Genomic DNA, 13222 nt, shown 5'->3' with positions numbered 1-13222 from the left:
TCTGATGCAATGCATTGTGGTCTTCGGACTGGTCGGCGCATTCTTTATCGCGCACCACGGTGACTGACGGCATGGGTTGGTGGGCATGTGCGGCCCAAAGTGCGCCGCCATTAAAGGAAGGCCCGGCTTTGACCGGGCATTCCTATTCGTGGGCTTAATCTGGCGCTGAGGTTTGAAGCGCCAGAGCATGTAGCACGCCGCCCATGTTTCCTTTCAGCGCCTCGTAGACCATCTGGTGTTGCTGAACGCGGCTCTTGCCGCGAAACGCTTCTGCGACAACCTCGGCCGCGTAGTGATCGCCATCGCCCGCAAGATCGCGGATGGTCACCTTGGCGCCGGGAATGCCAGCCTTGATCATGTCTTCGATGTCACCGGGTTTCATAGCCATGATCGATTACTCCTTGCGCATTATTCCGTGGCAGCGAGTGTGCCGCGGCCTTCCATATAGTCAGGGAACCATGATTCATGCGCGTCGCGCAATTGCTGAATCGGCAGCGAGAGCAGATCGTCGACGATCAGATTCTCGCCTTCGACGGTTCCGAGACGACGGAAGGGCACGCCGGCACCTTCCGCATTCGCACAGACGAAGTTGGCGACGTCAGCCGGTACAGTGATCACGTAGCGGGCCTGATCCTCGCCGAAGAGCAGAGCATGCGGTGCGCCCTTGCCTTCGTTGAGACTGATCTTGAGACCCTTGCCCGATGCCATCACCATTTCGGCAAGTGCAAGCGCGAGACCGCCCGAGGAAATGTCGTGGCAAGCCGTTGCCTGCCCGTTGCGGATCACCGAACGAACGAAGTCGCCATTGCGGCGTTCGGCGAAGAGATCGACTTCCGGCGCGGGGCCATCGATGCTGTCCAGCACGTCGCGCAGGTAGATCGATGAGCCGAGATGGCTGCCGTCGGTTCCGATCATGATTGCCTTGTCACCGTTGGCGGCGCTGCCGATACGGGCCATCTTGTTCCAGTCCGGCAAAAGGCCTACGCCGGCGATCGTCGGAGTCGGCAGGATAGCGACGCCGTTTGTCTCGTTGTAGAGCGATACATTGCCCGAGACGATCGGGAAATCGAGGGCGCGGCATGCTTCACCGATGCCCTTCACAGCGAGGACGAACTGACCCATGATTTCGGGCTTTTCGGGATTGCCGAAATTGAGATTGTCGGTAGCGGCAAGCGGCTCGGCCCCGGTTGCAGTGATGTTGCGCCAGCACTCGGCCACGGCCTGCTTGCCGCCTTCAAACGGGTCGGCCTCGACATAGCGCGGCGTCACGTCGGATGAGAAGGCGAGGGCCTTCGTCGGATGGTTTTCGACGCGAACCACACCGGCGTCGCCGCCGGGAAGTTGAAGCGAGTTGCCCTGGATCAACGTGTCATACTGCTCGTAGACCCAGCGGCGGCTTGACTGGTTGGGTGAGGCGACGAGCTGAAGGAGTGTCTTGCCGTAGTCTGCGGGAGCAGCGACGAGATTGGCCGGGAGAGGCGCGCGCTTGTCCGCGTCGCGCCATGGGCGATCGTATTCCGGAGCCTGGTCGCCGAGGTCCTTGATCGGAAGGTTCGCTACCTCGTCACCCTGATGAACCACGCGGAAGCGCAGGTCGTCTGTGGTCTTGCCGACGATCGCGAAATCGAGGCCCCACTTCACGAAGATCGCCTTGGCGACTGCTTCCTTTTCGGGTTCGAGAACCATGAGCATGCGCTCCTGGCTTTCGGACAGCATCATCTCGTAAGCCGTCATCTGCTCTTCGCGAACAGGAACGGTGTCCAGATCGAGCAGGATTCCGAGGTCCCCCTTGGCGCCCATCTCAACAGCGGAGCAAGTGAGGCCGGCCGCACCCATGTCCTGAATGGCGATAACGGCGCCAGTCTTCATGAGCTCAAGGCAGGCCTCGAGCAGGCACTTCTCGGTGAAAGGGTCGCCAACCTGCACCGTTGGGCGCTTCTCTTCAATGGATTCGTCGAACTCCGCCGATGCCATTGTCGCGCCGCCGACACCGTCACGGCCGGTCTTTGCGCCGAGGTAGACGACAGGAAGGCCGACGCCCTTGGCTTCGGAAAGGAAGATCGCATTCGACTTCGCAAGGCCGGCAGCGAAGGCGTTCACCAGGATGTTGCCGTTATAGCGGGCATCGAATTCGACCTCGCCGCCGACTGTCGGCACGCCGAAGGAGTTGCCGTAGCCGCCGACGCCGGAGACGACGCCCGACACAAGGTGCCGGGTCTTCGGATGATCTGGATCGCCGAAGCGCAATGCGTTCATCGCAGCAATCGGCCGCGCACCCATGGTGAATACGTCACGCAGAATGCCGCCAACGCCGGTTGCCGCACCCTGATAGGGCTCGATGTAGGACGGGTGGTTGTGGCTTTCCATCTTGAAGACAACGCAGTCGCCATCGTCGATATCCACCACACCGGCATTCTCACCGGGCCCCTGGATGACGCGTGGGCCCTTGGTGGGTAGCGTGCGCAACCACTTCTTCGACGACTTGTAGGAGCAGTGCTCGTTCCACATCGCGGAGAAGATGCCGAGTTCGGTGAAGCTTGGCTCGCGGCCGATCAGATCCAGTATCCGCTGGTATTCGTCCGGCTTCAGACCGTGGGCGGCGATCAGTTCGGGGGTGATCGGGCGGGTATTGGAAATGGTCATGAGCTCTGCGAAGTCCCTGCCGTTGCGCGATTTCGCAGTCTTTAGCCTAAGTGAATGAAACGCGCGACAGGAAAATGCCCGCTGTTAACAGAGAGCGGGAAACGCCCGCATGCAACCTCAACCCTGGCCCGCACCATCGCGTCCTCGGGGCCATCGCACAGGTCGGGACGGGAGCATGCGGAACCAAGGCAATGAAACTTCGGTCGTTGATCTATATCTCTCCATCGTATCCGGCGCCGCCGCTTTCGAGCAGGCGTCGCAAGATCATCAAACCAGCAGCCAGATCTTCACTGTTCTTCGGAGATGAGAAGCCGACGCGCACTCGGTGATACACCTTATCGCTGCGCGCGGCCCTGAACTCATCTTCGTCGTCGATCAATACACCATCCCTGTACGCGGCGTTCTTGAATGTTCCGGAGAGCCACGGATCTGGTAGCTTTAGCCAGAGAAAAGGAACATGCGGATGCGAGGTAAAGTCGAAGCCCTGGAATTGCTGGCGGGCGAGGCGCTCCCGCACTGATAATTCCTCGACACTGGCGCGACGTATCGCATGAGCCTCGCCACTTTCGACCAGACGGGCGCAGGCTTCCGCAAGAATGAAAGGCAGGCCGCCGGTGATCATCTTGTGCGTCACCTTTATACGCTGGGCGAAATGCGGCGGGCAAGCAACCCAACCGCCACGCACGCCGGCTGCAACGGCCTTGGAAAGGCCACTGATCAGGAATGTTCGGTCGGGCGCCAGTGATGCGAGGAGGGGGGTCTCGTCGCCGGTCATGCCGCCGTAGAGATCATCCTCGATCAGCCAAACACCGTGCCGCTTTGCGATTTCGGCAATCCTTGCGCGACGTTCTAGAGGCATTGTCGCCAGCGTCGGATTGTGCGCAGTCGGCATCAGGAAGGCAAGTTTTGGATGTTGCTGGAGACAGAGCCTCTCGAAGTCGTCGGGAAGTACGCCATCGTCGTCGGAATCGACCGTGATTGTACGGCGGCCGAGGATGCGGGCGCTGCGGCTAACCTGGGTATAGCTCAGGTTTTCGAAGACGATCTTGTCGCCGGGTGAAGAAACGGCGGCGATTACGGAGATGGCTGCCGCATGTGCGCCGAGCGTCGGAACAATGTTCTCTGTTTTCGGCATCCAATCGTTTCGGGCGAGCCACTGACGGCCGGCCTCGTACCAGTTCTGCGGAAACACGCGCGAGTAGGACGAGATCTCGGAAAGTTTCTGCTCGCCGATCTCGGCGAGCACACGACCAATGATCTTGCCCTGTCCCAGATCAGGAGCGGCTGTGGTGTCAAAGCGAATCTTGTTTGCAGGAGCATCGATGGCGCGGGTGCCGCCGAGGGCAACCGTGAGAGGATCCGGCTGGTTGTTCAACGTCGCCGCCACCCGGTCCAGCACATAAGTGCCGCGCCCAACTTCCCCAGCCACGAGCCCCCGCTCATGAACCAGCGCGTAGGCGCGCCCGATTGTGCCGATTGTCACACCGATGTCGTAGGCGAGATTGCGCTGCGGGGGTAACTTACTCCCCGCGGCTAGCGCGCCACTCGCAATCGCTGTCTCGATGCTGTCTGCGAGACGCAGGTAAACCGGACCAGAGCCGCGTGAAAGATCAGGGAGCCAATTTGTCATCATGACAATTCACTATATTGTCACCGTCTCTCCGTCAAGCTTATTGGAATAATCGATACAATGATCGACTGGAGAGAAGAATGTCTGCCGTTCCCGATTTTGAAAGGCCGATTGCATTACTGGTGACGGAGGTGCAATCAGTGCATTTTCATTCGAATATTGCTACTCGCACCGTCCGGAAAAAGGGCTTCCTTTCAGCTGTGTTGCAACGCATGGCATCCCGGCGCGAGAAGCGCGCAAGCCGGAGCGTTCTCAGGCATTTGACGGATGCAGAACTGGCGGATATCGGCGTTACACGGGCTGAAGCGCGCGAGGAGGTAAGCAAGTCATTCTTTTGGGATTAGCCGCAGGCCTTGTTTCCGGATGCCCAGCGGGTAACGTCCTTGGCGATCCGTGGCGCGACGGGCAAACCCATCATCGGGCCGAAGGCATCGAGCTTGGAGGGGTTGCCCTCGGCCTGGACGACTAGAAGAGGGCGGCTTTCCGGGCTACCCTTATGCACGATGAGAATGCGTGGGCGACCGGAGAAGGAGTTTAGCTCGGGCGCCAGCTTGTAGGCAGTGAATGCCGCATCCCCCGATTTGAACCAGCAGGAGTTGGCGCCCAAGGCCACACGTTCCATCGTCGAAAGTGCGCTGCGGTCCGCAACGCTTGCGGGCGCCTTTGACTGGCAGGAGGCGACCAGTGCGGCAGTCGCAGCGATGGCGAGAACATGCGTGGTGGCGAGGCGAGGGCGCATCAATCTTGCTCCAATGGACCGGATGAATGGCCTCTTAAGCGCTTAAGGTTAAGCAGCTATTACATCGAGAGCCGAAGCAAACAGACCCCGACCGTCCGAGCCGCCATGTGCTGCTTCGATGAGGTTTTCGGGATGCGGCATCAGTCCGAGAACATTGCCTTTTTCGTTGATAACGGCAGCAATGTCGTTGATCGACCCATTCGGGTTTGTCCCTTCCGCGTAACGGAAAACGACCTGGCCGTTTCCCTCGACCTTTGCCAGCGTTTCAGCGTCGGCAAAATAGTTGCCGTCGTGATGCGCAACGGGGCAACGGATTACCTGGCCCTTGGCATAGGCGCGCGTGAAGTCGGTTTCGGCGTTTGCCACTTCCAGCTTGATCTCCCGGCAAACGAACTTCAGCGAGGCGTTTCGCATCAGGGCGCCGGGCAGGAGGCCGGCCTCGACGAGGATCTGGAAGCCGTTGCAGACGCCGAGGACTTTGACACCCTTGCTGGCCTTCTCAATGATTGCCTGCATGACCGGCATCCGCGCTGCGATCGCGCCGCACCGCAGGTAGTCGCCGTATGAGAAGCCACCCGGGATGACGATCAGATCGACATCGGGGATATCGGTCTCCGTCTGCCAGATCGTCACCGGCGCGTGACCGGAGACCTTGGTGAGGGCTGCGATCATATCGCGATCGCGGTTGAGACCGGGGAGTTGAACGACGGCGGACTTCATGGGTGCGGTTCAAACCTTGCTTGTACGATTGCCAGTTCTCGAAGCGTCGAGACGCTCGGCAATCAGTCGAGGGAAATGCTGTAGTTCTCGATAACGGTATTGGCGAGAAGCTTCTCGCACATAGCCTTGAGGTCACTTTCGGCCTTGGCCCTGTCGGCACCCTCTAGTTCGACATCAAAAACCTTGCCCTGGCGGACATGGCCGACGCCGTCGAACGAAAGGGCGGCAAGCGCACCTTCGATTGCCTTGCCCTGCGGATCGAGAACGCCGTTCTTCAGCGTGACGGTTACACGAGCCTTAATCACTTTTTCTTCCCTGTCTTCTTGACCAGATGTTTTACTTCACGAGCACGGGGCCGGTGCCGCGTACCGGTTCGTTCTCATTGATGATTCCGAGACGGCGGGCGACCTCGGAATAGGCTTCGAGGAGGCCGCCAAGGTCGCGCCGGAAGCGATCCTTGTCCATCTTCTCTTGGGTGTCGATGTCCCAGAGACGGCAGGAGTCGGGTGAAATCTCGTCCGCCAGGATGATGCGCATCATGTCGCCCTCGTAAAGGCGGCCGCATTCGATCTTGAAGTCGACAAGTTGGATGCCGACACCGAGGAAGAGGCCGGTCATGAAATCGTTGACGCGAATGGCAAGCGCCATGATGTCGTCGAGTTCGGCCGGGTTCGCCCAGCCAAAGGCCGTGATGTGCTCTTCTGAAACCATCGGGTCATCGAGGGCGTCGGACTTGTAATAGAACTCGATGATCGAGCGCGGCAACACCACGCCTTCCTCGATGCCGAGGCGCTTGGACAGCGAGCCGGCGGCGACGTTGCGCACGACGATTTCGAGCGGGATCATTTCGACTTCGCGGATCAACTGCTCGCGCATGTTGAGCCGACGGATGAAATGCGTCGGAATGCCGATCTTGTTCAGATGATTGAAGATGAATTCGCAGATGCGGTTGTTCAGGACACCCTTGCCATCGATGACTTCATGCTTCTTCTTGTTGAAGGCGGTGGCGTCATCCTTGAAGAACTGGATCAGAGTGCCTGGCTCTGGGCCTTCATACAGAATCTTGGCCTTGCCCTCGTAGATACGGCGGCGACGGTTCATTGCAATTATTCTCTTGTCGTTGGCGCTCTTGGGATAGCGCGAGTGCATCGATCTCGTGGCGTCCCCTTAAAGGAAAAGCGAGGGTTTCACAATCCGCCTGTCACTCCTTCCCCGGAATCCGGTCCGCCGGAGTGCCGCTGAGAGAATCGAAAGTTCTGAGAACAGCTTACAGGTTTTTTCATGGCAACGAAATGAGGGTGCCAGTAGGCACTTTATTGCGGCCCTTGCCCAGAGCGGGAGTTCTTGACGGATCGAAGCAGCTCGGCCTGGACACCACGTGCCCCATTTTCCACGCCACGCCACGATGCTGCGCGGACAAAGGCAGGGATCTGCGATGCAGGCATCGGCCGGGCAAGGGCATAGCCCTGAAGCATGTCGCAGCCGAGATCGGCGAGGATGCGTACGTGCTCCATCGTTTCAACGCCCTCGGCCGTCACGAGGATGCTGAGAGATCTGCCGATGTCGATGATCGAGCGAACCAGCTTCCTCTGTTCGGCGGAACTTGGCAGCATCCGGATCAGTTCGCGGTCGATTTTCAGCGTCTTGGGGCTCAGCTTCAGCAGACTGACGATGGAAGCGTGTCCGGTTCCGAAATCGTCAATCTCTATATCGACGCCAAGCCTGCGCAATTGCTTCAGATTGGCGATTACCGCATCGTCGCAATCGTCGAGCGAAATAGATTCCAGCAACTCGAATGAGATCGTTCCTGGCTCGATCTTCAACGCGCGAAGCTTCTTTCCCAGATTGGGGTCGTCAAGGCGCCTCGAGGAGACGTTAACCGCGACCTTCGGGATGACAATGCCTTCCTTGGCCCATTGCTTGCGGTCGATCAGCGCCTGCTCCAGAATAAGACCGTCAATGGTGGATACGACGTCGAGGTCCTCGGCGATTTTCAGGAAACGGTCTGGCGCCAGCATCCCATGCTCTCGGTGCTGCCATCTCGCCAGCGTTTCGACGCCGGTGACATCGAGTGTGCGTGCGTCGAACTGAGGCTGATAGAAGGGAACGAATTCCTGACGCTCCAGTCCGAGAAGGATATCGTCGGCAAGCCGCTTGCTGGCGATGATACGGCGTCGTGCGTCGGTCGAGAAAAACTCATGTCGGTTGCGTCCGCCGCTCTTGGCACGATAGAGCGCAATATCGGCGTTGAGCAACAGCTGTTTCGCATCAAGGGCCGGACCGCTTTCGGTTGCGATGCCAATGCTCGCGCCGAAACGACAGTCGTGGTTTTCGTAGCGGATAGGTTTGCAGAGCTCGCGGATAACACGTTCGGCGAGATTCGAGATTTTCTTCGGCGTGACGTCGAGCGTGCACAGGACGACAAACTCGTCGCCCCCAATGCGCGCGACGAAATCCTTCGCTCGAACATTCTGCCGCAATACCTCAGCCGCGTGCTTCAGCATCGCGTCGCCCGCCCGGTGACCGAGTGTATCGTTGATCTGCTTGAAGCGATCGAGGTCGATGTGGAGGATTGCGAGCGTCAGACCGTTTTCCCGGCATTCTGTCGACCGCTCGTCGAGCATCCTGTCGAGATACCTGCGGTTTGGGAGACCGGTAAGATAATCATGTAGCGCGAGGTGCTCGATGCTTTCCTTTGCTGTTTCAAGCTCCTGGTTCCGGGCTTCGGCGAGCTCCTTGGCACGCTGCAGCTCGGAATTGAGGCGGACCTCGTCGGTGACGTCCCAGTTCGCACCGATCAGTTTGCGGCGACCGTCGCTATCGAAGTAGAACGCTGCCTTGGCTCGAATGACGCGTTGAGCGCCGTCCCCGCGGATGATGCGGAACTCATGCTGGAAATCCGTATTGGTCTCGATGCTGGCAGCAAGCGTCGCTTCGACACGTGCCCGGTCGTCCGGATGCAACGCCTCTGTCCATGCATCGCCGGCGCTGGTCCGCGACATGCCGTCGATGCCGTAGATTGTCATCAGACGCTCGTCCCAGTCGACATCGCCGTTATCGATATCGGCCTCAAACACTCCAATGTCAGAAATATCCAGCGCCAGATCAAGCCGCCTCGAAAGGTGCGCGAGGCGCTCCTCGGCCTCCTTGCGCGCAGTAATGTCGGTGTCGGTGCCTACCAGGCGCGCCGGCGCGCCATTTTCATCCCATTCGACGCACGCGCCGCGGCATTCGATCCAGACCCAGTGGCCGTTTTTGTGGCGCTCGCGATACTCGAATATCTGATAGTTCCGATCGCCGGCATTCTGGCGCTCGATTGCCGTTACGACAAAATCGCGGTCGTCGGGGTGGATCAGCGCGATCCACGCTTCGTAGTCGCCGTCCGCCTCGTCGTGCGGAGCCATCCCGCGGATAGCTTTCCAGGTTTCAGAGTAGTATCGGGTGCCAAGGCGGAGATTGTGATCCCAAACCCCGAGGCCGGATCCGACGAGAGCATAGTTCCAGCGGCTCTCGCGCTCGGAAAGACTGCTGGCGGACTTGTCGGCAACTTCGTCGCCGTGCGCCGCGTCAGCTTCATCAATTGCATTGTCCCGTCGGATCGGATTCATCTGCTTCAAGCTGCGCACTCGCCTTTCCAATATGGATATAGTTTGCGGCTATTGCATTAAATTGCTCTTAATGTCGAATATAAGATGTTCAAGCATTTTCAATTAGATGATGGTCGACGCCCAAATGTATTGCGATGCGATGGCCTCCGTGAAAGGGGCAAGCTGCAGTGGGCGATGCAATGGATAAAGCGAAAAACGAAATCCCGTCACATGCTCAACCGCTGACTGTGGAAAAAGTTCCGTGGTCAAACGAGAAAGCCCGGTGCTAGGGCGAGCACCGGGCCTTGGGGCGAACCGACACCCAGGGCGGGCGCCGGTTGTGCGCGCAACGTGTTAGGGCGTGCGTTGCATCCCTAGAACTTGGCAGAAAGCAAAAAGTTCCACGAAGTCTGTAACAATTGTCGACTTTAGAATTCCCAAGCAGCCCGGAGTTCGCCCCGTTATTTAAGACGGCTCAAGAATTGCGCAAAAACCATCGTGCCCTCCGGCCAGGGACCGTGACCTGACTCGGCATTGATATGTCCGGATTCTCCCGCATCAATCAGCAACGATCCCCAGCTTGCAGCGATATCGTCTGCATGCTCGTACGTGCCGAAGGGGTCGTTGCGGCTGGCAACCGTTACCGTTGGAAATGGGAGCGGATCACGCGGATAGGGGCCAAACGTCATGAGATGCTTCGGGCGGATACCGGGATTGGCGACATCCGGAGGCGCGACGAGAAAGGCGCCGGCAATCTTGTTGCGAAAATGCGGTATCGCATGAATCACAGACGGGATTCCGAGCGAATGCGCAACGAGCACGACGGGCCGGGAGGAGGCATTTACCTCTTCGGCGATGCGGCCGGCCCAGTCGTCGCGAACGGGCTTTGCCCATTCAGCCTGCTCCACACGGCGTGCAGTGCTGAGTTTGGTTTCCCAGCGGCTCTGCCAGTGGTCAGGGCCCGAGTTGGTGTAACCCGGTATGATAAGGATATCGGCGTCTGAGGCTTTCATGATGTCGCCGATGTGAGAAAGCTTGAGCGCGATGTCAAGGGAGCGCGGGACAACAGCTCCCATATTTGTTATCTTTGTCGGTGCCGGTTGCGTTTCGTGTCGGCCTTGCTGCCGAAAACCTCGTTACCGCCGGCGATCTTGGCCGAGGAGGAGAAAGCCATGACGGCATTCCATGTTATGTCAGGTGCGAACGAAACTTATGCACGTCCGGTCGTCAACAAGATCAGCACAGCGGATGTCTACGACGCTCTGCGACTTGGTCTGGAAGACTTTCGGGAGAAGCCGTCCCACTATGTATTTCTGTGCCTGATGTATCCGATAGCAGGCGTCTTCCTCGCGCTGGCGACATCCAGTGCCAATCTTTTGCCAATGATCTTCCCATTGATCTCGGGTTTTGCCTTGATGGGTCCTATCGCGGCTATCGGGCTCTATGAGATCAGTCGTCGCCGTGAGGCCGGGCTTGATACGTCTTGGACACACGCGCTCGAAGTGACGAAATCGCCGGCGTTTCCGTCGATCGTGACCGGCGGGCTGCTGCTTTTCGGGTTCTTCGTTGTCTGGCTTGTTGCCGCACAGACGCTCTACGCCAATGTGTTCGGCGACGTGTTCCCACGGTCTGTTTCGGTCTTCACCTCGCAGATATTGGGGACCGCGGAAGGCATGCAGTTGATTGCCTGGGGGCATGTACTCGGCCTTGGCTTCGCAGTTGTCGTGCTAGCGACCACAGTCGTCACGTTCCCACTCCTGCTGGACCGCGACGTGGGGCTCGTTTCGGCCATGGAGACGTCAGTCCGTGCAACAGTGGCCAACCCGGTGCCGGTTTTCTTCTGGGGCGTTATTGTCGCGGCCGCGCTGATCATAGGCACGATCCCGATCTTCGTCGGGCTCGCTCTGGTGATACCGATCCTCGGTCATTCAACCTGGCACCTTTACCGCAAGCTCGTGGCGCCGCCGGTCGTTTGACAGACCAGTGGCGGACCGAAGTGGCGCGCGGGAACCCGGGAACCTCCTTCAGAGTTTGTTTGCAGTCGCTGAGGGAGGAATTTTATGGCTACCGCACAGCATATCTTTGCGCACTTCGCCACCAAGATATCGGGGTGGGCCGGTAAGCCCGTAACCTTCGTCGTTGCGCTCTTGTCAGTCGTTGTCTGGGCCGGGCTTGGGCCTGTATTCGACTACTCCGAAACTTGGCAACTCGTCATCAATACGGGCACAACAATCGTTACTTTCTTGATGGTTTTCGTGCTACAGAATGCCCAGACGCGGGATACGCGTGCAATCCAGGCAAAGCTTGACGAGATCATTCTGACGAGCCACGCGGAAAACCGTTTCATTGGCATTGAGAACCTTGATGAGGAGGATCTCAAACATCTCGACCGGCTGGTTGCAAAAGCAGCACAAGGACGGCAGGCGGGTGGTCGTCAAGCAAGCAACAATGCCGACAAGCAAACGGTGCGCGCGGCAGAGGCGGGAAAGAAACAGGCGGTTTCGAAGGGCAAGCAGAAGCGAAAAACGGCGCCACAGAGGGCGCCGTCCGGAAAGTGATTCCAGCGCTTAGGCTTTGCCGAACACCCGCTTGAAAATCGTGTCGACATGCTTCGTGTGATAGCCGAGGTCGAATTTCTCGCGGATATCTTCCTCTGAAAGCGCGGCACGGACTTCGGCGTCGGCGAGCAACTCTTCCTGGAAATCCTTGCCCTGTTCCCAGACCTTCATCGCATTGCGCTGAACTAGCCGATACGCATCCTCGCGAGACACACCGGCTTGAGTCAAAGCGAGCAGCACGCGTTGCGAATGAACGAGACCGCGAAACTTGTCGAGGTTCTTCGTCATATTCTCGGGGTAGACGAGCAACTTGTCGACCACGCTCGCTAACCGGGCAAGGGCGAAATCGAGCGTGACCGTCGCATCTGGCCCGATCATCCGCTCGACCGAGGAGTGTGAAATGTCCCGCTCGTGCCACAGTGCAACGTTTTCCATCGCAGGCATGGCGTAGGAACGGACCATGCGCGCAAGGCCGGTAAGGTTTTCCGTCAGGACGGGGTTGCGCTTGTGGGGCATCGCTGACGAGCCCTTCTGACCCGGAGAGAAATACTCCTCGGCTTCCAGGACTTCGGTGCGCTGCAGGTGTCGGACTTCGACGGAAAGGCGCTCGATGGACGATGCGATGACACCGAGGGTGGCGAAGTACATGGCATGGCGGTCGCGCGGGATGACCTGCGTCGAAACTGGTTCGGCTTTCAGACCCAACGCTGCTGCAACGTGCTCTTCGACACGCGGGTCGATGTTGGCGAAAGTGCCGACGGCGCCGGAGATGGCACAGGTGGCGACCTCTTCTCGTGCAGCGACGAGACGCTGGCGGCAGCGTTCGAACTCCGCATAGGCAAGCGCCAGCTTGACGCCGAAGGTCGTCGGCTCGGCATGGATGCCATGCGACCGACCGATCGTGACGGTGTCCTTGTGCTCGAAGGCGCGACGCTTGAGGGCTTCCAGCAACTTGTCCATGTCGGCAAGCAGGATATCGGTGGCGCGCACCAGCTGCACGTTGAAGCAGGTGTCGAGAACATCCGAGGAGGTCATGCCCTGGTGTACGAACCGTGCATCCGGACCAACGATCTCGGCGAGATGCGTCAGGAAGGCGATGACGTCATGCTTGGTGACGGCCTCGATCTCGTCGATGCGTGCGACGTCGAACGTTGCCGCGCCGCCCTTTTCCCAGATTGTCTTTGCCGCGGATTTCGGAATGACGCCCAGTTCAGCAAGTGCATCGCAGGCGTAGGCCTCGATCTCGAACCAGATGCGAAACTTTGTTTCGGGCGACCAGATGGCGACCATTTCGGGCCGGGAGTAGCGCGGGATCATGGCTTCCTGCTTTCGTTCATAAAAGGAA

General features: G+C 58.9%; 13 protein-coding genes. 3 read left to right on the top strand and 10 right to left on the bottom strand.

The annotated features are described in order from the left end of the window. Window positions 1-154 precede the first annotated feature (154 nt). The 3 genes from ASC90_RS11100 to ASC90_RS11090 all read right to left on the bottom strand — a co-directional run bounded on the left by ASC90_RS11100 (window position 155) and on the right by ASC90_RS11090 (window position 4273). Complete coding sequence (locus tag ASC90_RS11100; protein WP_004676237.1) at window positions 155-388, bottom strand: BolA family transcriptional regulator; 234 nt, start codon at window positions 386-388, stop codon at window positions 155-157. A gap of 20 nt (window positions 389-408) precedes the next feature. Further along, window positions 409-2643, bottom strand: a complete 2235-nt coding sequence (gene purL, locus ASC90_RS11095; protein ID WP_056539654.1) for a phosphoribosylformylglycinamidine synthase subunit PurL — start codon at window positions 2641-2643, stop codon at window positions 409-411. Between the two features lie 211 nt (window positions 2644-2854). Continuing rightward, entirely contained in the window at window positions 2855-4273 is a 1419-nt protein-coding gene (locus ASC90_RS11090; RefSeq protein ID WP_056540248.1) for a PLP-dependent aminotransferase family protein, read from the bottom strand. Window positions 4274-4353: 80 nt separating this feature from the next. Between ASC90_RS11090 and ASC90_RS11085 the strand changes: the two genes are divergently transcribed. Beyond that, a complete protein-coding gene (locus tag ASC90_RS11085) occupies window positions 4354-4617 on the top strand; it encodes a DUF1127 domain-containing protein (protein WP_056539651.1) in 264 nt (87 codons plus the stop codon). On the opposite strand, the gene ASC90_RS11080 is transcribed toward ASC90_RS11085, so the two are convergent. The 6 genes from ASC90_RS11080 to ASC90_RS11055 all read right to left on the bottom strand — a co-directional run bounded on the left by ASC90_RS11080 (window position 4614) and on the right by ASC90_RS11055 (window position 10332). Further along, window positions 4614-5012 (bottom strand): hypothetical protein, encoded by a 399-nt coding sequence (locus ASC90_RS11080; protein ID WP_056539649.1) that lies wholly within the window; start codon window positions 5010-5012, stop codon window positions 4614-4616. The two genes, ASC90_RS11085 and ASC90_RS11080, sit on opposite strands and share 4 nt — an antisense overlap. Window positions 5013-5060: 48 nt before the next feature. Beyond that, window positions 5061-5732: a phosphoribosylformylglycinamidine synthase subunit PurQ gene (gene purQ, locus ASC90_RS11075; protein WP_056539646.1), complete on the bottom strand. Its 672-nt coding sequence runs from the start codon at window positions 5730-5732 to the stop codon at window positions 5061-5063. 62 nt (window positions 5733-5794) lie between these two features. Then, a complete protein-coding gene (purS, locus tag ASC90_RS11070; protein WP_056539643.1) occupies window positions 5795-6037 on the bottom strand; it encodes a phosphoribosylformylglycinamidine synthase subunit PurS in 243 nt (80 codons plus the stop codon). A 31-nt stretch (window positions 6038-6068) separates the two neighbouring features. Beyond that, window positions 6069-6833, bottom strand: a complete 765-nt coding sequence (purC, locus tag ASC90_RS11065) for a phosphoribosylaminoimidazolesuccinocarboxamide synthase (protein WP_056540235.1) — start codon at window positions 6831-6833, stop codon at window positions 6069-6071. A gap of 212 nt (window positions 6834-7045) precedes the next feature. Further along, the gene (locus ASC90_RS11060) at window positions 7046-9340 is read right to left on the bottom strand and encodes a bifunctional diguanylate cyclase/phosphodiesterase (protein WP_200950883.1); all 2295 of its coding nucleotides are present in this window, start codon (window positions 9338-9340) and stop codon (window positions 7046-7048) included. A 440-nt stretch (window positions 9341-9780) separates the two neighbouring features. Further along, window positions 9781-10332, bottom strand: coding sequence for an alpha/beta hydrolase (locus ASC90_RS11055; RefSeq protein WP_056540231.1), 552 nt, complete (start codon window positions 10330-10332; stop codon window positions 9781-9783). A gap of 159 nt (window positions 10333-10491) precedes the next feature. Here ASC90_RS11055 and ASC90_RS11050 point away from each other — a divergent pair, with 159 nt between their 5' ends. Both ASC90_RS11050 and ASC90_RS11045 read left to right on the top strand, forming a co-directional pair. Further along, window positions 10492-11295 (top strand): DUF2189 domain-containing protein, encoded by an 804-nt coding sequence (locus ASC90_RS11050; RefSeq protein WP_056539640.1) that lies wholly within the window; start codon window positions 10492-10494, stop codon window positions 11293-11295. Window positions 11296-11379: 84 nt separating this feature from the next. Continuing rightward, a complete protein-coding gene (locus ASC90_RS11045) occupies window positions 11380-11877 on the top strand; it encodes a low affinity iron permease family protein (RefSeq protein WP_056539639.1) in 498 nt (165 codons plus the stop codon). A 9-nt stretch (window positions 11878-11886) separates the two neighbouring features. On the opposite strand, the gene purB is transcribed toward ASC90_RS11045, so the two are convergent. Further along, window positions 11887-13194 (bottom strand): adenylosuccinate lyase, encoded by a 1308-nt coding sequence (gene purB, locus ASC90_RS11040; protein WP_056539633.1) that lies wholly within the window; start codon window positions 13192-13194, stop codon window positions 11887-11889. Window positions 13195-13222: the final 28 nt, after the last annotated feature.

Origin of the sequence: Rhizobium sp. Root1220 (assembly GCF_001426265.1) — a bacterium.
Lineage (GTDB): Bacteria > Pseudomonadota > Alphaproteobacteria > Rhizobiales > Rhizobiaceae > Rhizobium.
The sequence above is the reverse complement of the archived record's forward strand: the minus strand, read 5'-3'. Positions and strand labels throughout refer to the sequence as shown.